The organism is Mycobacterium sp. NGS48 (assembly GCF_059812585.1).
The window spans coordinates 300,296-323,717 of record NZ_JCALCY010000002.1 but is presented as its reverse complement, the minus strand read 5'-3'; the positions used below and the strand labels follow the sequence as shown (position 1 = coordinate 323,717).

Here is a 23,422-nt window from a genome sequence, read left to right as displayed (position 1 = left end):
CCGCTGGACCCGCGCTTGTGGCGGGCATCGACGGCGGTGCGCCGGTTTTTGGCCGCCACGGTGGCCTACGGTGTGGTGATCGCCGGCTGCGCGGTCGCTTCGGCGATGGTGTTGGCACAGATCGCCTCCCGGGTCATCACCGACCCGTCCACCCGCAGCGTCGAGCGTTGGATGCCGCTGATCTCGATCCTGGCGGCGCTGTGGGCAATTCGCACGGCGGCCCACTGGCTGCAGGCGCGGCTGGGCCAGCGGGGCGCCAGCGCGGTGATCGCCGATCTGGCCGGTCAGGTGCTGACCGCGGTGACCGCGCGCGCCCCCCGGGAACTGGCCGCCCAGCGCGACGCCGCCGCGACGGTGGTGACCCGCGGCCTGGACGGGTTGCGCCCCTACTTCACCGCCTACCTGCCCGCGTTGGCGCTGGCCGCGATCTTGACCCCGGCCACCGTCGCGGTGATCGCGCTCTACGACCTGAAGTCGACGGTGATCGTGGCGGTCACGTTGCCGCTGATCCCGATCTTCATGGTGCTGATCGGCCTGGCCACCGCCGACCGGTCAGCGGCCGCGCTGGCGGCCATGACCACTCTGCAGGCCCGACTACTGGATCTGGTCGCCGGAATTCCCACGCTGCGCGCGCTGGGCCGGGCCGCCGGGCCCGAACATCGCATCGCCGAACTTTCGACGGCCCACCGCCGTTCGGCGATGGCCACGCTGCGGATCGCCTTCTTGTCGGCACTGGTGCTGGAGCTGCTGGGCATGCTCGGCGTCGCCCTGGTCGCGGTCAGCATCGGGCTGCGCCTGGTGTTCGGCCAGATGAGCCTGACCGCCGGGCTGACGGTGCTGCTGCTGGCGCCGGACGTGTACGCACCGCTGCGCCGGATCGGGGTGGAATACCACGCCGCCCAGGACGGCCGCGCGGCCGCCGACAAGGCGTTCGCGCTCATCGACGACTCGACCGGCGGCCCGGCCCCAGGACACCGGACCGTGTCCGCGCGCGGTGCGGTGATCCGCGCCGAACGGCTCAGCGTCGCCGGCCGCGACGGGAAGGCGCCACGCGCGCTCACCGCGGTCTTCGAACCTGGGCAAGTGACGGTGCTCACCGGCGCCAACGGCGCCGGCAAGAGCACCACACTGCAGTGCGTCGCCGGGCTCACGGTGCCGACGTCGGGGCGGATCACCGTGGCCGGGATCGACGTCGCCGACCTCGACCCGGCCCGGTGGTGGCGTCAGCTGTCCTGGCTGCCGCAACGCCCGGTGCTGATCCCGGGCAGTGTCGCCGACAACCTGACGCTGTTCGGCGAACTCGATGATGCAGAAACCGCTTGTGCGGCATCTGGTTTCGATCTGGTGCTGGCGGAGCTGCCCGGCGGAGTGCACACCGAGCTCGGGTGCGGCGGTGTCGGGCTGTCGCTGGGTCAGCGACAGCGGCTCGGCCTGGCCCGCGCGCTCGGATCACCCGCGCCGGTGCTGCTGCTCGACGAGCCGACCGCCCACCTGGACGCCGAGACCGCAGACGCGGTGTTGCGGGCCCTCGTCGAGCGGGCGCGGGCCGGCGCGACGGTGATCGTCGTCGGCCACCGTGACCCGGTGCTGGCGATCGGCGACCGGGTGATCGACGTGGAAGCGAGTCGTTATGCGCCCGCCTGATCTGCTGACCGCGTCAACCCTGCTGCGCCCGCGGCTGCCCCGGCTGGTGCTGGCAGTCACGTTGGGGGTGTTGTCGCAGGCCAGCGCGCTGGGGCTGGCCGGGGTGTCGGCCTGGCTGATCACCCGGGCCTGGCAGATGCCGCCAATCCTGGACCTGTCGATCGCGGTGGTAGCGGTGCGGGCGTTGGCGATTTCCCGCGGCGTGCTGCACTACTGCGAGCGGCTGGCCACCCACGACACCGCGCTGCGCGCGGCCGGCGTCGCCCGCGGCACAATCTATCGCCGGCTGGCCCACGGACCCGCAGACGTCGCGACCCGGCTGCACAGCGGTGAGCTGGTGGCACGGGTCGGCGCCGACGTCGACGTGCTGGCCGACGTGCTGGTGCGCGCCCTGCTGCCGATTGGGGTCGCGGTTGTGCTCAGCGTGGCCGCCGTGGCGGTGATTGCGGTGATTTCGCCGGCGGCCGCCGCGGTGCTGGCGGTCTGCCTGCTCGCCGCCGGGGTGATCGCGCCGTGGCTGTCGGCGCGGGCAGCCGCGGCGGCCGAAGACGTTGCCCGCCAACACCTGGCCGAGCGTGACGTGGCGGCGATGCTCGCGCTGGAGCACGCCAGCGAGCTGCGCGTCAGCGGCAGACTGCCTGATATCGTCGCCGAGTCGCAACGCCGGCAACGCGCCTGGGCCGACGCGATCGACGCCGCGGCAACCCCGGCCGCGGTGGCCGCCGCCATGCCCACCGCAGCGATCGGGGTCAGCGTGCTCGGCGCGGTGATAGCCTCGATCTCGATCGCGCCCACCGTCGCGCCCACCACCCTGGCGATCCTGATGCTGTTGCCGCTGTCGGCATTCGAGACGACCGCGGCGTTGCCGGCCGCGGCCATCCAGTTGACCCGGTCGCGGATCGCGGCGCGGCGGTTGCTCGACCTGGCCCCCGCAGACCAGCCGGGCACCGACCCGGCTCGCCCGCCGGCGCAGTCGCATCCACCGGTGACCCACCGGCTGTGCGCCGCCAATATCCGCGTCGGTCACCACGCCGAGCGCTCGACCCTGGTGACGGTGGACCTGCAACCCGGTGCCCGGCTCGCGGTCACCGGCCCCAGCGGCTCCGGCAAAACGACGCTGCTGATGACGCTGGCCGGCCTGCTGCCGCCACTACACGGCCAGGCCGAGTTGGACGGGACCGCGCTCAGTGATTTCGACGAAGACCAATTGCGCAACGCCATCACCTTTTTCGCCGAAGACGCACACACTTTCGCCACCACCGTCCGCGACAACATGCTGGTGGCCCGCGGCGACTGCCGCGACGACGAGCTGATGGCGGTGCTGCACCGGGTCGGACTCGGTGGGTGGCTGGCCGGCCTGCCCGACGGCTTGGCGACGGTGTTATCCGGCGGTGCGCAGGCACTGTCCGCAGGTCAGCGCCGCCGGCTGCTGCTGGCCCGGGCCATCATCTCACCGGCGCGCATCGTGCTGCTCGACGAACCCACCGAACACCTCGACGCCGGCGACGCCGAGGTGCTGCTGCGCAGGCTGCTCGACCCCGATGGCGGGCTGGTCAGCGCAGAACGGACGGTGGTCGTGGCCACTCACCATCTACCCAACGACATCGGCTGCCCGGAACTGAACGTCAACGCCGGCGGCTACTCCACCCCGCGCCTGCCGGCGTGTGCAACAGTCGGATCATCGTCTGCTGCCCGTGGGGCCTCGGCTCGGTAGGCAGCCCGACCGGGGGTAGCCCGCACTTTGTGCGGCCACCAGAACCAGCGTCCCAGCAGCGCCGCGGTGGACGGCGTCAGGAAGGAACGCACGATCAAAGTGTCGAACAACAACCCGAGCCCGATCGTGCTGCCGGCCTGTCCTATGGAGTACAGGTCGCTGGCGACCATGGACATCATGGTGAAGGCGAACACCAGGCCCGCCGCGGTGACGACCGAGCCCGTGCTGCCGATGGAGCGGATGATGCCGGTCTTGATTCCGGCGCCGATTTCTTCTTGGAAGCGGGAGACCAGCAGCAGGTTGTAGTCTGATCCGACGGCCAGCAAGATGATCACCCCGAACACCGGCGCGATCCAGTTCAGTTCCAGGCCGAAAATATGCTGCCAGACCAGCACCGTTAGCCCGAAAGCGGCACCGAGCGACAACAGCACCGTGCCGACGATCGTGGCTGCGGCCACCAGCGCGCGGGTGATGATCAACATGACGATGAAGATCAGCGTCACCGCGGCTACCCCGACGATCAGGATGTCGTATTTCGCGCCGGTTTGGATGTTGTTGTAGACCGCGGCGGTGCCGGTGAGGTAGAACTTGGCGCCGGTCAGCGGGGTGCCCTTCACCGCGTCGTGCGCCGCGGCCAGTACCGGCTTGACGAAGGAGATGCCGGTGGGGGTTGCCGGGTCCGCGTCGTAGGTGATGATGAAGCGCGCGGCCTTGCCGTCCGGGGACAAAAAGAGTTGCAACCCCTTCTGGAAATCGGGGTTGTCGAAGGCTTCCGGCGGCAGGTAGAAGTAGTCGTCGGCCTTCGAGGAATCGAAGGCCTGCCCCATTGCGCTGGCCGTGTCGGTCATCCGCTCCATCTGGGTGATCAGGCCCGAGAAACTGCTGTGCATGGTCAGCAGGCTGCCCTGCATGGACCGCGCGACCGCGATCATCGGCGCAAACTCCGCGACCATTTGGGGCAGCACCGTGTTCAGGTCGTCGATGTCTTGAAGCAGCGGCTGCATGTTTTCGCTGAATCTGTCCACCCCGTCGTAGGCCTCGAACACCGACCGCGCCGCCCAGCAGACCGGGATGTTGAAGCAGTGCGCCTCCCAGTAGGTGTAGTTGCGGATCGGTCGTATGACGTCGTCGAAATCGGCGATGTGATCGCGTATCTCATCCGCGGTGTGTTTTATTTCCACCATGTGATCGCCCATGTTCCCGGTCGTGTCGCTCATCTGCCCAACCAGGTCACGCAGCCGCTGCATGGAATTGATCATGGCGCCGAGGTCGTCGCTCATCGTGAGCATGTCGGCCATCCGGTCGTGCATGAACTGCAGGTTTTCCTGTATCGGGACCGCCTGCATGCTGATCTGAAACGGTATCGACGTGTGATCGATCGGGCTGCCCAGCGGCCTGGTAATGCCTTGTACTCTCTCCACGCCGCGGGTGCGGAACATGTTCTTGGCGATCCGGTCCAAAATGAGCATGTCGCTGGAATTTCGCATATCATGATCGCTTTCGATCATGAGAATATCGGGATTCATCCGGGCCGCGCTGAAATGTCGCTCCGCGGCGTCATACCCGACGATCGACGGGAGATCGCTGGGGATGTAGTAGCGATCGTTGTAGCTGATCTTCATGCTCGGTACCAGGAGCATGCCGGCCAGGGTGACCAGTAGCGCCGCCACAAAGACCGGTCCGGGCCAGCGGACGTTGGCCGTGCCGATGCGCCGCCACCCACGCCCCTCGACACGCTTGGGGTCCAACAGGCCGAAGCGGCTGGCCACCGCGACGATCGCCGGCGCCACAGTGAGCGCGCCGGCGATCACGACAAGCAAACCCAGCGCCGACGGGATGCCCAAGGCCTTGAAATAGGACAACCGCGCAAAGTGCAAACACAATGACGCGCCGGCAATCGTCAGGCCCGAACCTAAAATAACGTGCTGGGTGCCGTGAAACATCGTGTACCAGGCGGTTTCTCGGTCTTCGCCGGCCTGGCGCGCCTCATGGTAGCGCCCGATGAGAAAAATCGCATAATCCGTTCCTGCGGCGATGGCCAGCGACGACAGCATGGCGACGACGAATGTCGAAAATCCCAGCAGGCCGTAGTGGCCAAGAACCGCGACAACTTGACGGGCCGTGAGCATCTCGATGAAGACCATCAACAGGACCAGAAGCACCGTGCTGACGGAGCGATAAACAAGCGCAAGCATGATCATGATGACCACGCCGGTCACGCCCATCATTTTGAACATGCTTTTGTCGGCGGCCTCGGTCATGTCCGTGGTGAGCGCGGCCTGCCCGGTCACATACACCCGCACCCCGTCCGGTGGCGGTGACGCGTCGACGATCTTGCGGACCGCGTCGACCGACTCGCTTCCCAGGGTGCTGCCCTGATCGCCGGCCGTGTGGATCTGCGCGTACGCAGCCTTGCCGTCGGTGCTTTGCACGCCAGCGGCCGTGATCGGATCTCCCCACAAATTCTGGATATGCTGGACGTGTTCGTGATCCGCCACCAGCTTTTCCACCAAGGTGTCGTAATAGCGGTGGGCATCCTCGCCGAGTTTCTGGTCGCCTTCTAAGACCAGCATGACCATGCTGTCGGAATCGAACTCCTGGAAGGTCTTACCAATCTGTTTGGCGGCGATCATCGCCGGCGCATCCTGCGGCGACATCGTGACCGCATGATCCCTGGCGACGAATTCGATCCACGGCACCAACACGTTCAACGCGATCGTCAGCGCCAGCCAGGCGAGAATAATCGGGACCGCGAGCCGACGGACCGCCCGCATGTACAGCGGGCGGGTGTCGTGGTGGCTGCTCATGCGGCTTTCACCAGACAAAACACCTGGGCGTGATGCCCGTCGGAGAAGTGCTCGTCTTTGATGTCACCGTTGACGGTGATGCGACACCCGATACCGTCGCTGTCGCCTTGGGCCAACACGTTGGCGATGACCGCCGGGTTTGTCGTCGTCATCTCGTGGGTCCAGGGCAGGCTGCTGAACTCTGCCTGTTCGGCCTGGCTATCGACGTTCAAATAGCTCACCCCCCCGGCGGCATGGCGTGGCCCGAAAACCTCGTAGGTCACATGTTTGGTATTGATCGACTCGATCACTTCAGAGCCGCTTCCGTTCCAGGAGAAAATCGCGTCGGAGCCGAATACGCCGCGAAGGTTGATAACGGCGATACTCCCGAGAGTGGCCGCCACGACGACGACTACGGGCACCCAGGCCCGCTTCAGTGGCGCGAAAATGAGGGTCTCCCTTCGCTTTAGGGGCTAGCGTTCGGACGTGAACTTGTTCATCCGTACATTCCCGTCCGCGGGGCCGGGAAACGATCTCAGGCCAACGACAAGAAGAGCTTTTCGAGTTCGGCCTCGGTGCGCGCCGGGCCGTCGGCACTGTCAGTCCCGATGATGCACTGCCGCAACCCGGCCGCGACCACCATGAAGCCGGCACGGTCGAGCGCACGAGAGACCGCAGCCAGCTGCGTGACAACTTCCTTGCAGCCACGGCCCGCTTCGATCATCGCGATGACCCCTGAGAGCTGGCCTTGTGCACGGCGTAGCCGTGTCAGTACCAGATCCATCGCATCGGCGGACGCCACGATCTGCTCTTCGTTCTACTGTCTTCTACAGGCGGGGGTTGCCGCCAGCCACCCCGGACCTCGCTCGATCGAGGTCATCGCAGTTCCTGGGTGAGCGCGCTTATCGCGGTTTCTAGTTGGCGGGTGGCTTGTTCGGCGACCGGCGACAGACCCGGATCGTCGACGACCTCCGCCATCAACCGGGGGTGCATCGCTTCGATGTGTACCGTTGCCGGGTTCTGCGGATCCTCGCGGACGATGACGTTGCACGGCATCAGCAACCCGACCTGCTTCTTCGCCGACAAAGCCCGATGTGCCAGCTGCGGGTTGCAGGCACCGAGGATCAGATAACGCTCCATCGACTCTCCCAGCTTTTCCTTCAGAGTCGCTTGCACGTCAATCTCAGTTAATACCCCGAACCCGTTGTCTTTCAATATCTCCCGAGTTCTCGAGACCACTTTGTCGAAGTCGGCTGCGTCGATGGATGTGCTTATGGCGATGGACATGTCATGTCTCCTTACCCGATAGCGGCGATGTGTGACGGGTAGCCTTGTTGTATACCCCGGCAGGTGTCCACGCATGAAGGGTAACCCATACCGGTGTGGGTATTCAACGTTAGGTGGCGGCACATGCGGGACACGTCGCCGGTGGCAGCCATCGGACGACGAGGACGGCGACTGTTCGGGTTGGCTTTATACCCGCCAGGGTATATGATTGTGACAATGCCGCTCTATGGCCCGGTTCTAGTTTTGGTGGCCCGGTTCTAGTGAGGAGAGTCAAATGGCACGAGTCGTCATCCTTGGCGCCGGTATCGCCGGACACTTCGCCGCGCTGCACCTGCGGCGATGGCTGCCGCGCGCACACGAGGTCGTGGTGGTGTCCCCCAACGCCGATTGGAACTGGATCCCGTCGAACATCTGGGTCGGGGTTGGCCGGATGCAGGCGAACAAGGTGCTGATCCCACTGCGGCCCGTTTACCGCCGCAAGGGCATCGAGTTCCATCAGGCTTTTGCTACCGCGATCCGCCCCGAGGGCACCGGCGACTCCTCGCCGCCGTCGGTGGACTTCACCTACACCGACGCCGAACGCCATGACGAGACCGGCAACCTCACCTACGACTACCTGATCAACGCCACCGGTCCGCAGCTGAACTTCGCGGCCACACCCGGCCTGGGGCCCGGCGGGCACTCCTGGTCGGTATGCACCGCCGAGCACGCCGTCGAGGCGGGCAAGGCCTTCGAACAGGTCGTCGCCAAACTGAAGGCCGGAGAGCGGCAGCGTCTGGTCGTCGGCATCGGTCACAGCACCTGCACCTGTGAGGGCGCTGCATTCGAGTACACCTTCAACGTCGATCGAGTCCTGCGGGATGCCGGCGTACGTGACCTCGCCGAGATCATCTACCTGACCAACGAATACGAACTCGGCGACTTCGGCGTCAACGGCATGAAATTCATCGATAAAGGTTTCTTACAGTCCAGCCGGATGTGGACCGAATCGCTGTTCCGCGAGCGCGGGGTCAAGGCGATCACCCAGGCTGCCGTGCACGAGGTGATGGACGGCAAGCTGCGCTACGAGCAACTCGACGGCAACGAGCACGACCTTGACTTCGACTTCGCGATGCTGCTGCCGCCGTTTCGGGGTGCGCCGCTGGCCGCCTACGACAAAGACGGCGACGACATCACGTCGGTGCTGTTCGCACCGTCGGGCTTTCTCAAAGTCGACGCCGACTACTCGGGCAAGCCGTATGACGAATGGTGCGCCGAGGATTGGCCGCGCACCTACGAGTCGCCCGCCTACCCGAACATCTTCGCCCCGGGCATCGCGTTTGCCCCCCCGCACCCGATCTCCCGGCCGCGCAAAAGCGTCAAGGGAACGGTGATCACGCCTGCACCGCCGCGCACCGGGATGCCATCGGGCGTCATGGCCAAGACGGTCGCCGAGACCATCCGTGACCGGATCAAAAACCCCGACGCTATCGCCCATCAGGCCTCGATGGCGACCATGGGTGCTGCGTGTATCGCCTCAGCCGGCACCGGTTTGCGTAAGGGCTCGGCCGCCTCGATGACGATGTTCCCGGTCGTTCCCGACCCGGCGAAGTATCCGCAGACCGGGCGCGATATCCCGGGCACGTTCGGTGAACTCGGCCTGGCCGGCCACTGGATGAAGCTGATGCTGCACTACATGTTCATCTATAAAGCCAAGGCCCGACCGCTGTGGTGGCTGATCCCCGAATGAAAGGCGCCCCCGTGGACGAGAACGGCCTCAACTCAGACGCCAACACCCGCACCGCCGAGAGCATTGCCGACGCCCCGCTGCCCACCCGTGCGACGCTTCGGATGCGGCAAAACATGCTCGTGCAGTCCTGGCGGTTCACCCACTTCACGCTTAGGATGACGCGAATCATCTTGCGCGGGCATCGTCGCTGATTAATGGCTGGTGTGTGTTCTCCTGCTACTGTCAAGGCCAACACCGCCCCTGCCGTGCAACTAAATGATGGACCTCGTGCCCGCTCATAGTTTTGGAAGTCTCGAAGCCGCCGTCATGGACCGGGTGTGGAGGCGGGGGGACGTGGTCACGGTGCGCGACATCTTCGAGGATCTGGTACGCGAGCGGCAGATCGCCTACACCACTGTGATGTCGACCATGGACAACCTGCACCGCAAAAGCTGGCTGCAGTGCAAAAAGGCCGGCAAGGCCTTCCACTACTGGCCGACCATGACCCGAGAGGAATATTCAGCCGCCCTGATGCGCGATGCGTTGGACACCGGCGGCGACTCAGATCTAGTGCTGTCGTTTTTTCTCGGCCAGATGAGCCAGGAAGACTCGATAGAGGTTCGGGCCGCCCTGCGTCGCATCATCGAGGGCGGGAACCTCACATGAACACCGCTATTTTGCTGGTTTTGCACGCGTTGGCGCTGGCTTGGTTCGGGCCGCCGCTGCTCCGGCGCGTCACCGGGCGTGGTGTGCATCCACGTCTCGCTGTAGCGGCGTGGGTGACGACGGTGACCGCAGTTATCGCCACGTGGGTTGGCGCGCTGGTCATCCTGCTCATCGACGTGTTAATGAGTATAGGGCGGCATTCGACACTCACAATATGCCGGAAGATACTCGGTATCGCGGGCCACTTGGGACTGCCGCAGAAGGCCGGTTCGGCCTTCGCTTTGGGCTTCCTGACAGTGGGCTTGATGGCGACCGCTGTGGTGATCCTGCGTAGTGCTCGCCGGCTGCGGCAACAGCGGTCGTGCAGCCGTCGCCACGCGTCGATCGCCCTGATGATCGGCCGGCCCAGTGACCAGCCCGGTGTAGTGGTGATATCCGCAAGTGAGCCTACTGCCTATTGCGTGGCGGGTCGGCCCAATGCCATCATCGTCACCACCGCCGCCTTCGACCGGCTCGACGAATCGCAGTTGGCCGCTGTACTGGCGCATGAGAGAGCTCATCTGACCGGCCGTCACCACGGTCTGCACATGCTGCTGCGAGCGATTGCTACGAGCATGCCGCGGCTGCCGTTGTTTCCCGCGGCAGCGGATGCGGTCGCCGACCTGTTGGAGATGTGTGCCGACGATGTCGCGGTCCGTTGCTACGGTCCGGTGCCACTGCTGAGCGGATTGTTGGCCCTGGCGGGGCAGAGGTCGGTAGCGTCGTCGACTGCGTTGGGAGCCGCCGGTACTGCAGTACCGGCCCGCGCCGCACGGCTGACCAGCCCGGCGTCCCGCGGTATCCAGTGGCGCGAGAGGCTGGCGCCGACGACCGCGATCTGGCTTGCGATCCTGACGCCGCTGGCAGCTGGGCTAGCTTGCCACCTATGACGCTGCGGGCATCGCGCGTTCCCAAATCGGGAAAGTCACGTTCCCGGCGGTACGAGCTCACCGCCAGAGACCAGGCCTCCAAGAGTTTTCGTCAGGTCCCCTGGGGCGGATCGGCTGGGAGCTTACCGCCAGCGGTCAGCGCAGCTCCGCAATCACCTTGGCGAAGCCGTCGGCGTGGTTCTCCTGCACGGTGAACGACGTCAGCTCGTAGGTGTCGCGGAACCCCCGCAACTTGTCGGCCATGTCGCGCGGTGATCCGCTCAAAACGGCGGGCAACGCCAATATCTCCTCGTCCGACAGCGTCGGCGCATACCTACGGGTCAAGGACAGATCGGGCATCCCCGAGTTGTCGGTCGGCACTGCGGTGATCGCCAGGTTCAACTCGAGCTGCTCGAACCGGTCACCGGCAGCGGCGCGAACGAAGTCGATGCGCTCGGCCAGCGGATCGTCGACCGCACCCGGGTTCGCCCCGGTCAGCCCGATGATGTCGGCGTGCCGGGCCGCCACTGTCAGCAGACGATCACCGTTGCCGGCGATCAGGATCGGCACGCTCGACAGGTGCTTCTTCAGATACGTGGTGACGTGCTCGAGGTAGTCGACACGACGTCCGGCGCTGGGGTACGGCAGTTCGGCGGCTTCGAATTCCTCACGCGCATAACCGGCGCCGAGGCCGGCCTCGAACCGTCCGTCGCTGAGCAGATCGACCGCGGCGACGTCGCGGGCCAGCAGGGCCGGCTTGTAAAAGCACGCATTGAGCACATAGGTGCCCAGCCGGACCGTGGTGGTGGCCTGAGCGATCGCCGTCAGCGCGGGAAACGGTGCCGGCGCACCGAGGTGATCGGGCAGATGCAGCACATCGAACCCGTAACCCTCCAGCCGTCGCGCTTTATCGACCAATGCGGCGCGTGACTTGACCGCGTGGATGCCGATCGAAAAACGAAAGTCATTGCCCACCAAGAATCTCCGTTCTATTTCCAGGAGCGAGCCGCCGCCACCAGCCCCTGCACCAGAGCCGACGTTACCGGTGACAACCCGTCCTGCGCCGGCAGCGGGCTGCGCGGGCTGATGCCCCTGACACGCGGAGGCAATTCCAGCTGCGTCCCGTTGCGGCTTGTGCGATTGACCGGGTTGTCTGGATGCAGGCCACGCAACTCCAGGGGAATCTTGTCGAGCTCGGTGATGACCTGATAGCCGGGCAGATCGATGTGCTCGGCCACGTGGGCTGCCAGTGCGCGGTTGCGGCCGCCGGCCAATAGCTGGGTGCTGCGCCCGATTCGCCCATAGCCGTGCAGCGAGACCGCGACGTCGACGTGATCGAGAAACTCCGCGAGACGAGCCGACTCGCCAGTGCAGAAGCGTGCCGAGGACAGGTGGTGCGGGTAATGGTCGGGATGGCGTACCAGATACACCGACGCGTCGGCCGCCTCGGCAGCACGTTCGGCGATCACATCGGTCATCTGTTCCAGCCCGCCGCCATGAATGGCGAGAAAGCCGAAACGTGATCGCAGCCGACTCTCTTCGATCACCCCGTTATCCGAGAGCAGTTCTGAAAGTGTTTGCGGTGCAGGCGAATTTGGTGCAGTTAGCGGTCGGCGCCAGTGGGCAGGATCCCACCGGCGCAGGAAGTCGATCCAGCGTTGCGGTAGCTGGTGGTGGAGCGCACCGTCGATGATGCGCTCGAGGTAGCCGGGCCGCGGCGGACCCGGGTTGACGCGATGGTCGATGTAGACCCAGGCGGGTGACGGCCCATTGTCGGTGTGAACGGCCAGCCGGTCGCGCCGATAGCGCACTGGCACACCTTCGGCACTGTCCAGGGTCGCGAGGTCATGATCGGAGATCTGCCAGATGACGCCGTGCACCGCGGTGTCGGCAAACGGTTCGACGGTGGCCACCCCGCGTTGATTGATCAGCCAGTCGTGGTTGCGCAACACCGCCGGACGAGGGTCGACCGCGTCGGGACACCGCCGCGCCATCTGCTCAACGCACAGGTTCGACCCATACGCGAAGTAGGCATGATGCCGGTCGGGCATTAGCCCTTCACGGTCAGATAGATCAGGACCACATTAAGCACACTAATCATCAGCGCGACGCCCCAGCCGAGTGCGGAGGTCAGACGGTGGTTGGTGTCGATGCCCATCAGCGTGCGGTTGCTGGTCAGGCGCACCAATGGGAAGAGGGCGAACGGGATGCCGAACGACAGCACGACTTGCGACATCACGAGGGCTCGGCTCGGGTCCACCCCGATCGCCAGGATCGCCAGCGCCGGGATCAGGGTGATCAGGCGCCGCCACAGCAGCGGGACAGACACCCGCAGCAGTCCCTGCATGATCATCGCGCCCGCGTAGGCCCCTACCGACGTCGACGCCAGGCCGGAAGCCAGCAGACCGATCGCGAAAAGCAGCGCAACCGCGGGCCCGAGGGATTCGCTCACCGCGGCGTGCGCACCTGCGATCGAGTCGGTGTCCGTCCGACCCTGCAGGTTGGTCGCCGCAGCGACCAACATGGCCAGGTTGACCGCGCCGGCAAGCAGCATGGCCAGTCCCACGTCCCACCGGGTGACCCGTATGAGCCGGCGACGCCGATGACCCGGTGCCGGATGGCCGTGCCGGTCGCGGGACAGACCGGAATGCAGATACACCGCGTGCGGCATCACGGTGGCCCCCAGGATCGCGGTGGCCAGCAGCACACTCTCGGCGCCGTCGAAGCGGGGTACCAGACCACCGATCACCTGCCCGGCCGGCGGCGGCTCGACGACCAGACTGGCGAGGAAGCCGACCGCGATGACCATCAGCAGCCCGGTGATGACCCGCTCGAACACTTGCTGTCCGCGCCGATTCTGTACTGCCAGGAGCAGCAAAGAGACCGCGCCGGTGATGACACCGCCGAGCAACAAGGGCAGGTCGAAGAGCAGGTACAAGGCGATCGCCCCGCCCACCACTTCGGCCAAATCAGTCGCCATGGCCACCAGCTCGGCCTGAAGCCAGAAGGCGATCCGAGCGGGCTTTCGGCTGTTATCGGCGACGGCCTCGGGAAGTGAACGACCGCTGACCAGCCCGAGCTTGGCCGACAGGTACTGCACCAGACCGGCCATCACGTTGGCCAAGATGATGACCCAGACCAGGAGGAAGCCGAACTGTGCGCCGGCACTGACGTTGGCGGCGACGTTGCCCGGGTCGACGTAAGCGATGGCGGCGACGAACGCCGGACCTAGCAGATACCAGCCTGATTTCCCCGAAACCGGCCGCTTCCCTGGCTGAACCTGGGTCTCGTCGATCACCGGCGCTACTTTCTGTACGGGCGGACGAATAACAGAGTTAGGGTAGACGAAACCTGCTTTCGCCAATCGTCCGCGTCGTCTTCGGCGTGTCAGCTCTGGCTGTAGAGCCCCCGGCCGGTGACCAACGGCAGGTCCAGGGTGGTCCGGATGCCGGGCGGTGCGGCCACCACCGCGGGGATCGCATTGACGACTCGCATCGCGGTGGCGACCAGCCCCGCGTGGTTGTGGTCGCCGTTGCGGCTGCTCAAGCAGACATCCACGGCGTACGACGGCTCGCCGGTGATCTCGATGCGGTAGCAGCCGCCCGGCTGGGCGGGCTGCGGCCAATCGGGGCACAGGTCCTCGCGTAGCCGGGTGACGTGTTCGAGGACGACCGCGGGCGAGCCGTCGACCATCCCGAGCACCTCGAACCGCAGCGCCGCCGCGCTGCCTTTCGCGATGTGCCCCGCGGCGATGTCGAAGTTCTCCGGAGCTGGTTGGCGCTCGTACCGTTCGGTGACCTCGTCGAGTTCGACGCCCAGCCCCGCGGCAAGCTGACGCACCACCGACCCCCAGGCGAGGCTGAGCACGCCGGGCTGCAGGAGCATCGGGGTCTCGTCGATCGGCTTGCCGAACCCCATCACGTCGACCATCACGGTCGCACTGTCATAGGTGGCGTAGTCGACGATTTCCATGCACCGCACCTGTTGGATGTTCTGGCAGGTGCCGGCCAGCGCCAGCGGCAGCAGGTCATTGGCGAAGCCGGGGTCGATGCCGTTGACGTATAGGCTCGAATTTCCGTCCTGTGCAGCATCTTCCAACGGTGCGAGCATCTCTTCGGGAAGAACCTGCCATGGATACTGCAGGAACACCGCGCTGCTGCCGACCACGTTGATGCCGGCGGCCAGGATTCGTCGGTAGTCCTCGAGCGCTTCGGGGAGTCGGTTGTCGGCCATCGCGGTGTAAACCGCGCATTCCGGCTTGGTGGCCAGCACCTCGTCCAAGTCGGTGGTGGCGGCGACGCCGGTCGAGACATCAAGGCCGGCAAGCTCGCCGGCGTCTTTGCCGGCTTTCGCCTCCGACGACACCCACACGCCGGTGAGCTCGAACTGGGGATTAGTGATCAATGCCCTCAAGGCGTGGACCCCGACATTGCCGGTGCCGATCTGAGCGACGCGAATAGTCATGTCACAGGTCCGGGATCGGTAGGTCGAGGTTGGGGAAGGTGATTCCGCCGTCGACTTCGAGTACCTTGCCGGTCAGATAGGCGCCTGCGGGAGACGCCAAATACACCGCTGCGGCGGCGATCTCGTCCGGCTCACCGAGGCGCCGTAGCGGTGTCGCCTTTTCCATCGGTGCGCGCAGCTCGTCGTTGGAGGCGACGATGTCCAGCGCCGAGGTGGCGATCGACCCGGGGGCGATGGCGTTGACCCGGATCCGCGGACACAAATCCAACGCGGCCAGCCGGGTGTAGTGGGCAAGGGCGGCTTTAGCGGTGCCGTAGGCGGCGAAGCCGCGGCCGGCCACCCGTCCCATCGTCGAGGTGATGTTGATGATGCTTCCGCCGCCGGAGTGCTCGAGCATCAAGGGCACCGCTGCAGAAGTCAATGCGTGGGCGGTGCCGACGTTGAACGTGAATGCGTCTTTGAGATCTTTGGTCGACGTGCTCAACAGCGCGTTGGGCATCGTGCCGCCGACATTGTTGACGACGACATCCAACCGGCCGAAGGCCTCGACGGCCTGGCCGGCCAGTTCCGCGGTCACCTCCGGATGCGCCAGATCTCCGGTGACGACGTGGGCGCGTCGGCCGGCCGCCCGGACCTTTTCTGCGACGGCCTCTAGTTCAGATTGAGTCCGCGAGGCAATGACAACGTCGGCGCCGACGTCGGCGAAAGCGAGGGCGATGGCTGCGCCAAGGCCGCGGCCGGCCCCGGTGACTACGGCGACTTTGTCATCAAGCCGGAATTTATCGAGTATCACGAGCGTCACCGTAACAGGCAATTAGAACACGTTCTAGTACGGTGGTCGGCCGTGCCGACACTGACCTCAGGTCGTCGTCCGCGGCGGAATCTCGGCCTCCGGTTGCGTTGCACCGTCTTCGTCGGGACGCGCGGTCCGGTCCTTCGGCCTTGTCTTCGGGTCGAGGGAGTCGGCGCGCTCGGACTGTTGACGTAACCGGTCTCGCGAATCCGCTACCTGCTCGCGATGGGTCGCGGCCCGCTGCTCCAGCCGGGCTGCCTCAGCCGCCTTGGCTTCCGCCTCGGCTTGCGCCGCTCGGGCTCGGGCTGCCGTCTCGTCGGCGAACGCCTCGCGTTTGTCGACGCCCGCCGTCTCGGCGTCGACTTGCTCGCGAATGTTTCGCGCTTGCAGGCCGCGTTGCCGTCGGGTCAGGAGAACAAGGATGGCGATCAGGACAATTGCGGCGATTACGGCTACGACTATCCAGATGACAGCGCTGGTGGCCATGTCAACTCCTCGTGTTGTTAGACATGTGTGCAGGGTTCCCACCCTGGCCGTGTCCGAATCATGAAGTCGCCCGCATGTGCGGAGGCGATCAGGATTTCGAGCTCGCCTTAGCTTTCTTAGCCGGCGTTTTCTTGGCCGCGGTCTTTTTGGCGGGTGCTTTCTTCGCGGCCGCCTTCTTCGCCGGCGCCTTTTGGCCCGCAGTCTTCTTGGCCGGAGCCTTGCCGTTGCCGGACCGCGCCTTCACACTGGCCTCCAGCTTGGCCAGCAGATCGGAAACGTCCTCGGTTTCGTCCAGCTCCTTGGGTTGCTCCTCGGTGGTAAACGCCTCGCCGCCTTCGAGTTTGGCTTGGACCAGCTCGTGCAGCTGCTCCTGGTAGTCGTCGTGGTAGCGGTCGGGATTGAACTCATCGGCCATCGACTCCACCACCTGCCCGGCCATTTTCAGCTCGGCAGGCTTGATGTCAACCTTCTTGTCCAGCACCGGGAAATCGGGATCGCGAATCTCGTCGGGCCACAGCAATGTGTGGATCACCATCACCTCGCGCTTGCTGAAATCCTTGACCCGCAACGCCGCAAGCCGGGTCTTGTTGCGCAGCGCGAAATGCACTATCGCGACCCGGTCGGTCTCGGCCAGCGTCTTGGCCAGCAGCACATAGGACTTCGCCGACTTGGAATCCGGCTCCAAAAAGTAGCTGCGGTCATACATCATCGGATCCAGGTCGCTGGCCGGAACAAACTCCAGCACCTCGATCTCGCGACTGCGCTCTTCGGGCAGCGTCGCGATGTCGTCGTCGGTGATCACCACCGTTTGGCCATCGTCGGATTCATATGCCCGCGCGATGTCGCGGTACTCGACGACCTCGCCGCACACCTCGCACACCCGCTTGTAGCGGATGCGGCCATTGTCCTTGGCATGCACCTGATGGAACTTGATGTCGTGGTCTTCGGTGGCGCTGTACACCTTGACCGGAACGTTCACCAGACCAAAGGCGATGGAACCTTTCCAGATGGAACGCATACCCGACAGTATGCCTACCTCAGCAACCAGGTAAGCGCGTAACACGGGCGTTAGCGTCCGGTTGGCTCGCCCGGCGGCCTGCGTCCGGTCACTTGCCAGGTTTCGACGTGCCCGGCTCCCTTGACCTCGATGATCCCCAGGGCCTTGCAATCGAATTCGTTGCAGACGAGTTCGAAGGTGTTGCGGGTGATCTGGATGATGCCGCTGTGGCCGTGCGATTCCATCCGGCTCGCCATGTTGACGGTCTCGCCCCAGAGGTCGTAGCTGAACTTCTTGCGGCCGATAACACCGGCGACGATCGGTCCGGAGTTGATGCCGATGCGGAACGCGAGTTTTCGCCCGCCGAACGTCCGCGAACCGATCGCAGCTTGCATGTCGAGTGCGAAGTCGACGAGGGCCTGCGCGTGATCGGCGCGCGGGCGCGGCACACCGGCGGCGACCATGTAGCAGTCGCCGATCGTCTTGATCTTCTCTAGGCCGTATTCGTCGACGAGCGCGTCGAAGCACTGGAACACCTCGTTGAGCAGATCGACCAAGTGCAGCGGCGTCATGGTTGCTGCCATCGGGGTGAACTCGACGATGTCGGCGAACAAGATGCTGGCGCTGTCGTAGTCGGCGGCGACCGCACGCGGTTCGGTTTTCAGCGCCTCGGAGATCTCCTTCGGCAAAATGTTGAGCAGCAGCATTTCCGATGTTTCCTGGAAGAAGTTGCGGCGGCCGACGAAGTAGTACAGCAGACCGAACACGACCGTGATCACGGTTCCGACGTTGAGCACGAAGAACCAGGTGACGAACGGCTCGGGCAACATCGCCGGCGTCAGGTGCGGCTGCAGCAACCCGGTCACGACCAGCAGCGCGACGAAGCCCACGATCCAGCGCAGCGTGCGCCGGAGCTCTTCCAGCAGAAGCGATCCCACCGGACACAGTGCGGCCCAGACGATCACGACGCTGGATTGACGGAAGCCGCCCAGCGCGAGCGTCACCAGCCACGGCAGGATCAAGACCAGGAGCAGCTGGGTGAAGCGGTAGAACGCCAGATTGCGAGTCCAGGCAAAGAAGCCCGTATTGACCACCGTGACCACCGAATAGAATGCCGGAATCGCGGCGGCGAGTGGGGCGTGCACCAGCAGGTAGATTGCGCTCCACGACACTGTGAACGGCAACGTTCCCGCGAACAGTACGACCGCGAGACGCTTTTGCAGCGCTGTCTCATTGGTGTCGGTCGGCATAGCGCCGATGCCTGACAGCAGACCAACACACATCGGCTTACCCTCGCCTTCTCGGGGTACCGATAGGTTAGCGGTCGCCTCGGGATCCTGCGGCGTCAACAGCGGCTCGATCTGGCAGGTCAGCGCCGGCCCGGGCGATTGTCAACGCCGACAACAATGCGCCTGCCCGCAGTATGGCGGTCAGCGCATCGGGCCCGATCCGGCGCAATTCGTCGCGGCGATCAGCGCCCAGCAGACCCATCGTCCAGAGCGCGTCAATGAGGCCGACCATGAACGCGTCGCCGGCGCCGACGGTGTCGACCACCTGCACGGCCTTGGCCGGGATTCGCGCTTCGCCACCGGCGAAGAATCCCACCGCGCCCCGCTCAGCCATTGTCATCGCGACGATCGACGGCCCCGACGCCAGCCAGCTCCGGGCAACCACGTCGGGCGGGCGGTCGGGGTCGATCCAGCGCAGATCTTCCTCGCTGACCTTGACCACGTCACTGCGCTCGACGAGACGCTCGATGCGTTCGCGGGCAAGATCACGGTCGATGATCAACGCCGGCCGCACATTGGGATCGAAGGTCACTGTGGCCGACACACGATACGTGTCGACTAGCGCCGCGACCGCCAGGCAACCCGGCTCGTGCACCGCGGCGATCGATCCGGTGTGCACGACGAGTGGGGGAGCCACTTCCGGTGTACCCGACAGCTCCCACGCCAGATCGAATACGTAGTCGGCCGACCCGTTTTCGTCCACCGTGACCCGCGCGGTCGGTGTTCGCGCGGCCGTGGTGCTTCCGGGGACCAGTTGCGTCCCGGCCATATTCGCGTGTTTCGCGATGCGCCGGCCGTATGCGTCGTCACCGATATGAGTCAGCAGATCCACGCCGCGGCCCAGTCGGCCCAGTCCGACGGCGACATTGAGCGGGCTGCCGCCGACGTGCTCACCACGCCCGACGATGTCGATCAAGGACTCGCCGATCACCAGCGCGCGGCTCACTGCAGCAGCTCCTCCAGGGTCGCCCGAGCTCCCTTGCGGTGCAACGAATCCAGCGCCCAGCGGTATGCCTCGACGAAGCGTGGCTGACAGATCAGGTCTCCGAACAAGACGGTGTCGATGAACGCGGTGGGATTCTCGCGTTGCGACTGGGCAATCGGCACCAGCGAGTCCGCCAGCTGGTCCACCACGTCGATCGGCGCACCACGCTCGTCGACGCCTTCGGCATAGCGAGCCCAGCTGGCCACCGTTGCCGCCGCCAGCCGCACTGGCCCGTCGCTGGCCAAGTTGTCACAGACGACGGGAAACAGCCATTTCGGGATGCGATCCGACGAGTAGGCGCACAGCCGGGCAACAGTGTCGCTCACGCCTGAGTTGGCGAACCGCTCGATCAGTGTGCGGCTGTAATCGTGCAGATCGATGCCGGGTACCGGCGGCAGTGTCGGGATGGCCTCGGTATCGAAATAGTGGCGCAGAAATTCGCTGAGCAATGGATCACGTGCTGCGTCGTGAACGAACTCGAAGCCGCAGAGATGCGCGAAGTAGCACAGGCTTTGATGCCCCGCGTTGAGCAGTCGCAGTTTCATCATTTCGTAGGGGACGACATCGTCGACCATCAGCGCGCCCGCCTCTTCCAACGGCGGCCTGCCGTCACCGAAGCAATCTTCGATGACCCACGCGGCGAACGCCTCGGTCAGCACCGGCCACCGGTCGGCGACACCGAGGTCACGCTGGATCGCCGCGGCCATCTCCGGCGTGGTGTAAGGGGTGATCCGGTCCACCATCGAACTCGGGAACCGGGCATGTTCCGCCACCCACTCGGCCAGCTCCGGATTCCGCCGCTCGGCATTCGCCAGCACGACCCGCCGCGCGACCAAACCATTGCTCTCGATGTTGTCGCACGACAGAATTGTCGGTGCGGCGATCCCACGGTCACAGCGCCTGGCCAGAGCCTCGGTGATCAAAGCGAACGCGGGCCCTTCGGGATCGCGGTAACCACCCTCGGTGATGGTCAGCGAGATGATCCGGGTGGACGCCGCGGCCAGCACCTCGAGCGCTGCCTCCGGATCGTCCGGAGCGTAGCGATAGTCGATGATCGAGCCGATCACCTGTGCGTCCCGACGGCCGTCGGGGCTTTCTTGAACCAGCGTGTAGAGCCCGTCCTGGTCACGCAGGACGTCGCGCATCGGCCAGTCGGAAGGCAGTACGCCCACTCCGCAGATGCCCCACTCACGCGCCAGGCCTTGTTGCAGCAACCGGTCGATGTAGGCGGCCTGGTGCGCCCGGTGAAAGTGACCTGCCCCGATATGCGCAATACCGATGCTGAGGCTGCTGCGGTCATAGCTCGGCGTTGCGATCGGCAGCTTTGTCAGCGCTGCATTGTTGAGGTTCGTCACGTTAGGCATGATTGCCCAACTCCTAAGCGGTGAAACTTCCACCTGTCACGGGCGACAACATGAGGACATCAGCGAGAGCCTGCCAGGAGTCGGTTATCGCGACCGCACCGGCTTCGATCAATTCTGCACCGCGGCAGGGCCGTTCGTCGTCTGAGACGAACATCAGATTACCGACGGTGAGATAGCCGGCCGCGACCGCGGAGGTGACGCCGGCTACGGAATCTTCGATGGCCAGGCCCTGGTGGGCCTCGACGTCCATCACCTGGCCGGTATGCAGATACACCGCCGGGTCGGGCTTGCTGGTCGGCACCGGAAGGGAATCTTCCGCACTGAAGCGCAGCGCCGCCGGGATGAGCGGATCGAGGTCAGTGGCGGCGAAGCAGGCATCCAGACGTTTGGTCGCACTGGAACTGACCGCTACCAGTGCATACCGCGATGCAAGCGCCTGCAATGGAGCCAGCACCTGCCGGTCTGGCTTGAGGGTGGCGGCCAAGTGTGCGGTGACCTGCTCGCGCTCCTGTCGCACCCACTGCTCGAGCTCGTCGGCGTCGACGGACACTCCGGACTGCACGGCCAGGTCGAGAGCGGTGCTGCGAAAGTTCTTTCCGACGGCCTGCTTGCGCAGTTGCTCTGCGGTGAACGGAGCCGGCACGTCGAACCTGGCCAGGAACCGATTGATCACCTCAACAGAGGCGGCGAATGCCGGTTTCTCCGAAGGGAAAAGGTTGTCGTCTGCGTCGCAGAGCAAGGTGGTGATCGATGCGGGGTCGAATTGGCGGACAAACTTCAGCGGCTGATTCATTGCAACACCAACTCCCGCGCGTTGTCCCGCAATGCTCGACGCAGTGCGGGAATCGCACCATGCTCGTCGATGTCCGTAATCATCTCGCCGAGGCGCTCCGCAAAGCCAGGAATTATCCGTAATTCGGCGAAGACCTCGTGCTGCAGCAGCGGATCCGGGTTGTTCCCTCCGCAGGTCGCCAAATTGGTCAGCGTTTCTGCCTGCGGATCCTCGATGCGGATTGTGCGTCCCGTGAGGTCATAGCCGCGCAGATATCGGGCCCAGCCGGCGAGGGCCAACATCAGCAACGTGCGCGGTCTGCCCTGGGTGATCGCCTCCTGCAGGGACGGCAGCAGAAACGACGACATCTTCGTCGATCCGCGGCGCGCCAATCGCGACAATTGGTCACTCATCTGGGGATTGCCCAGCCGGGTGAGCAAGGTGTCCCGATAGCCGGGTGTGTTCATCCCGGGCACCGCCGGCAGCAGTGGCTGAATCTCGTCGCGCATGAGTTGCTCGACGTAATCGACGATGACGGGGTTGCGCATCGCTGTGTCGGTGCGCTGGTAGCCGGCCAGCGTCGCCAAACACCCGATCGCGATATGAGTTCCGTTGAGCAGACGGGTCTTGACGAGCTTGTGATCGCTGACATCGGTCACGAACTGAGCGCCGACCTCATCGAGCGGCGGGCGACCGTAGCTAAAGCTGTCCTCGATGACCCATTGGCAATACGGTTCGGTCAGTACCGGCCACTTGTCGGCGATGCCGAACGTCTGCTCGACGAATTGGCGCTCCGAGTTGGACGTCTGCGGGGTGATGCGGTCAACCATGGTCGACGGGAATGCGACATTCCGGTCGATCCAGCGGGCAAGCTCGGGGTCTTTCAACGCGGCGAATGAGACCAGCGCGGTCCGTGCCGCCTGGGTGTTGTCGGGAATGTTGTCGCAGCAGAGCACCGTGAACGGGGCGGTGCCGGCGCGGCGGCGCCGGTCAAGCGCCTCGGCCAGGTAGCCCCACGCGGTGACATAGCAATCCAGACCTGCGACCAGGTCGGCACGCACGTCGGGGTTGGCAGCGTCGAATTCGCCGGTAACCGGATCCAGGAAGTATCCGTTCCCGGTGATCGTCAGGCTGACGATGCGGGTTTGTGGATCAGTCAGCGCGGCACGGACTGCATCGCCGTCGTTCGGTGCGTAGTGGTAGGCGGCGATTGAGCCGACCACGCGGGCCGTTTGGTGGTCATGGCCGCGCTGCACAACCGTGTAGAGGCCATCCTGAGCGGACAGCAAGTCTTTGACGTCGCGCGAGCGAAGACTGACGCCGGTGACCCCCCATCCGTCGGAGATGCCCGACCGTGCAAGGTCATCGAAGTAAACGGCCTGGTGTGCACGATGAAAGTTGCCTGCTCCGATGTGAACGACGCCAGGTTGAAGAGCTGACCTGTCGTAGGTCGGCACGTCGATCCGTGACGAATGCAGAGGCAATGTGGCGTCACTCAGCGGAACCCCAGTGGTGTGGCCCTGGGTGACGACATTCGTAAGAGAGTTTGCGTAACCCAT

The 23,422-nt window shown here is 65.1% G+C and carries 22 protein-coding genes; 6 read left to right on the top strand and 16 right to left on the bottom strand.

Annotation, left to right across the window (positions count from 1 at the left end):
- The first annotated feature begins 60 nt into the window (after nt 1–60).
- Entirely contained in the window at nt 61–1,644 is a 1,584-nt protein-coding gene (gene cydD / locus AC5Y42_RS05190) for a thiol reductant ABC exporter subunit CydD (RefSeq protein WP_499896774.1), read from the top strand.
- Nucleotides 1,631–3,358 carry a thiol reductant ABC exporter subunit CydC gene (gene cydC, locus AC5Y42_RS05185; protein ID WP_499896310.1) on the top strand — a complete coding sequence of 576 codons (1,728 nt, stop codon included), beginning with the start codon at nt 1,631–1,633 and terminating at the stop codon, nt 3,356–3,358. The genes cydD and cydC overlap by 14 nt, the downstream gene beginning before the upstream one ends.
- Here the strand turns inward: cydC and AC5Y42_RS05180 are convergent.
- The 4 genes from AC5Y42_RS05180 to AC5Y42_RS05165 all read right to left on the bottom strand — a co-directional run bounded on the left by AC5Y42_RS05180 (nt 3,283) and on the right by AC5Y42_RS05165 (nt 7,431).
- The gene (locus AC5Y42_RS05180; protein WP_499896309.1) at nt 3,283–6,165 is read right to left on the bottom strand and encodes an MMPL/RND family transporter; all 2,883 of its coding nucleotides are present in this window, start codon (nt 6,163–6,165) and stop codon (nt 3,283–3,285) included. The genes cydC and AC5Y42_RS05180 overlap by 76 nt on opposite strands.
- Nucleotides 6,162–6,593 carry an MmpS family transport accessory protein gene (locus AC5Y42_RS05175; protein ID WP_499896773.1) on the bottom strand — a complete coding sequence of 144 codons (432 nt, stop codon included), beginning with the start codon at nt 6,591–6,593 and terminating at the stop codon, nt 6,162–6,164. Before AC5Y42_RS05175 ends, AC5Y42_RS05180 begins: the two co-directional genes overlap by 4 nt.
- Before the next feature lie 86 nt (nt 6,594–6,679).
- Nucleotides 6,680–6,928 (bottom strand): metal-sensitive transcriptional regulator, encoded by a 249-nt coding sequence (locus tag AC5Y42_RS05170; RefSeq protein WP_499896771.1) that lies wholly within the window; start codon nt 6,926–6,928, stop codon nt 6,680–6,682.
- 92 nt (nt 6,929–7,020) lie between these two features.
- Nucleotides 7,021–7,431, bottom strand: a complete 411-nt coding sequence (locus tag AC5Y42_RS05165) for a DUF302 domain-containing protein (RefSeq protein WP_499896307.1) — start codon at nt 7,429–7,431, stop codon at nt 7,021–7,023.
- 274 nt (nt 7,432–7,705) lie between these two features.
- Between AC5Y42_RS05165 and AC5Y42_RS05160 the strand changes: the two genes are divergently transcribed.
- From AC5Y42_RS05160 to AC5Y42_RS05145, 4 genes are all read left to right on the top strand, one after another.
- Complete coding sequence (locus AC5Y42_RS05160) at nt 7,706–9,160, top strand: NAD(P)/FAD-dependent oxidoreductase (RefSeq protein ID WP_499896305.1); 1,455 nt, start codon at nt 7,706–7,708, stop codon at nt 9,158–9,160.
- Between the two features lie 11 nt (nt 9,161–9,171).
- Complete coding sequence (locus AC5Y42_RS05155) at nt 9,172–9,351, top strand: hypothetical protein (RefSeq protein WP_499896303.1); 180 nt, start codon at nt 9,172–9,174, stop codon at nt 9,349–9,351.
- A 76-nt stretch (nt 9,352–9,427) separates the two neighbouring features.
- Complete coding sequence (locus AC5Y42_RS05150; protein WP_499896302.1) at nt 9,428–9,805, top strand: BlaI/MecI/CopY family transcriptional regulator; 378 nt, start codon at nt 9,428–9,430, stop codon at nt 9,803–9,805.
- Nucleotides 9,802–10,734 (top strand): M56 family metallopeptidase, encoded by a 933-nt coding sequence (locus AC5Y42_RS05145; RefSeq protein WP_499896300.1) that lies wholly within the window; start codon nt 9,802–9,804, stop codon nt 10,732–10,734. The genes AC5Y42_RS05150 and AC5Y42_RS05145 overlap by 4 nt, the downstream gene beginning before the upstream one ends.
- Nucleotides 10,735–10,869: 135 nt before the next feature.
- Here AC5Y42_RS05145 and AC5Y42_RS05140 read toward each other — a convergent pair whose 3' ends face one another.
- The 12 genes from AC5Y42_RS05140 to AC5Y42_RS05085 form a co-directional block, all read right to left on the bottom strand.
- Complete coding sequence (locus AC5Y42_RS05140; RefSeq protein ID WP_499896299.1) at nt 10,870–11,688, bottom strand: LLM class F420-dependent oxidoreductase; 819 nt, start codon at nt 11,686–11,688, stop codon at nt 10,870–10,872.
- A gap of 14 nt (nt 11,689–11,702) precedes the next feature.
- Nucleotides 11,703–12,764, bottom strand: coding sequence for a poly-gamma-glutamate hydrolase family protein (locus AC5Y42_RS05135; RefSeq protein ID WP_499896298.1), 1,062 nt, complete (start codon nt 12,762–12,764; stop codon nt 11,703–11,705).
- The gene (locus AC5Y42_RS05130; protein ID WP_499896770.1) at nt 12,764–14,008 is read right to left on the bottom strand and encodes an Nramp family divalent metal transporter; all 1,245 of its coding nucleotides are present in this window, start codon (nt 14,006–14,008) and stop codon (nt 12,764–12,766) included. The genes AC5Y42_RS05135 and AC5Y42_RS05130 overlap by 1 nt, the downstream gene beginning before the upstream one ends.
- A gap of 92 nt (nt 14,009–14,100) precedes the next feature.
- Nucleotides 14,101–15,177: an NAD(P)H-dependent amine dehydrogenase family protein gene (locus tag AC5Y42_RS05125; protein ID WP_499896296.1), complete on the bottom strand. Its 1,077-nt coding sequence runs from the start codon at nt 15,175–15,177 to the stop codon at nt 14,101–14,103.
- A 1-nt stretch (nt 15,178) separates the two neighbouring features.
- Nucleotides 15,179–15,970, bottom strand: coding sequence for an SDR family oxidoreductase (locus tag AC5Y42_RS05120; RefSeq protein ID WP_499896295.1), 792 nt, complete (start codon nt 15,968–15,970; stop codon nt 15,179–15,181).
- 66 nt (nt 15,971–16,036) lie between these two features.
- A complete protein-coding gene (locus AC5Y42_RS05115) occupies nt 16,037–16,456 on the bottom strand; it encodes a hypothetical protein (RefSeq protein ID WP_499896293.1) in 420 nt (139 codons plus the stop codon).
- 88 nt (nt 16,457–16,544) lie between these two features.
- Nucleotides 16,545–17,474, bottom strand: coding sequence for a non-homologous end joining protein Ku (gene ku / locus AC5Y42_RS05110; protein ID WP_499896291.1), 930 nt, complete (start codon nt 17,472–17,474; stop codon nt 16,545–16,547).
- Between the two features lie 50 nt (nt 17,475–17,524).
- Nucleotides 17,525–18,703 carry an adenylate/guanylate cyclase domain-containing protein gene (locus AC5Y42_RS05105; RefSeq protein WP_499896289.1) on the bottom strand — a complete coding sequence of 393 codons (1,179 nt, stop codon included), beginning with the start codon at nt 18,701–18,703 and terminating at the stop codon, nt 17,525–17,527.
- Nucleotides 18,704–18,770: 67 nt separating this feature from the next.
- A complete protein-coding gene (locus AC5Y42_RS05100) occupies nt 18,771–19,688 on the bottom strand; it encodes a carbohydrate kinase family protein (protein ID WP_499896287.1) in 918 nt (305 codons plus the stop codon).
- Entirely contained in the window at nt 19,685–21,091 is a 1,407-nt protein-coding gene (locus AC5Y42_RS05095) for a mannitol dehydrogenase family protein (RefSeq protein ID WP_499896285.1), read from the bottom strand. Before AC5Y42_RS05095 ends, AC5Y42_RS05100 begins: the two co-directional genes overlap by 4 nt.
- 13 nt (nt 21,092–21,104) lie before the next feature.
- Nucleotides 21,105–21,884, bottom strand: a complete 780-nt coding sequence (locus AC5Y42_RS05090) for an HAD family hydrolase (protein WP_499896283.1) — start codon at nt 21,882–21,884, stop codon at nt 21,105–21,107.
- The gene (locus AC5Y42_RS05085; RefSeq protein ID WP_499896282.1) at nt 21,881–23,422 is read right to left on the bottom strand and encodes a mannitol dehydrogenase family protein; all 1,542 of its coding nucleotides are present in this window, start codon (nt 23,420–23,422) and stop codon (nt 21,881–21,883) included. The genes AC5Y42_RS05090 and AC5Y42_RS05085 overlap by 4 nt, the downstream gene beginning before the upstream one ends.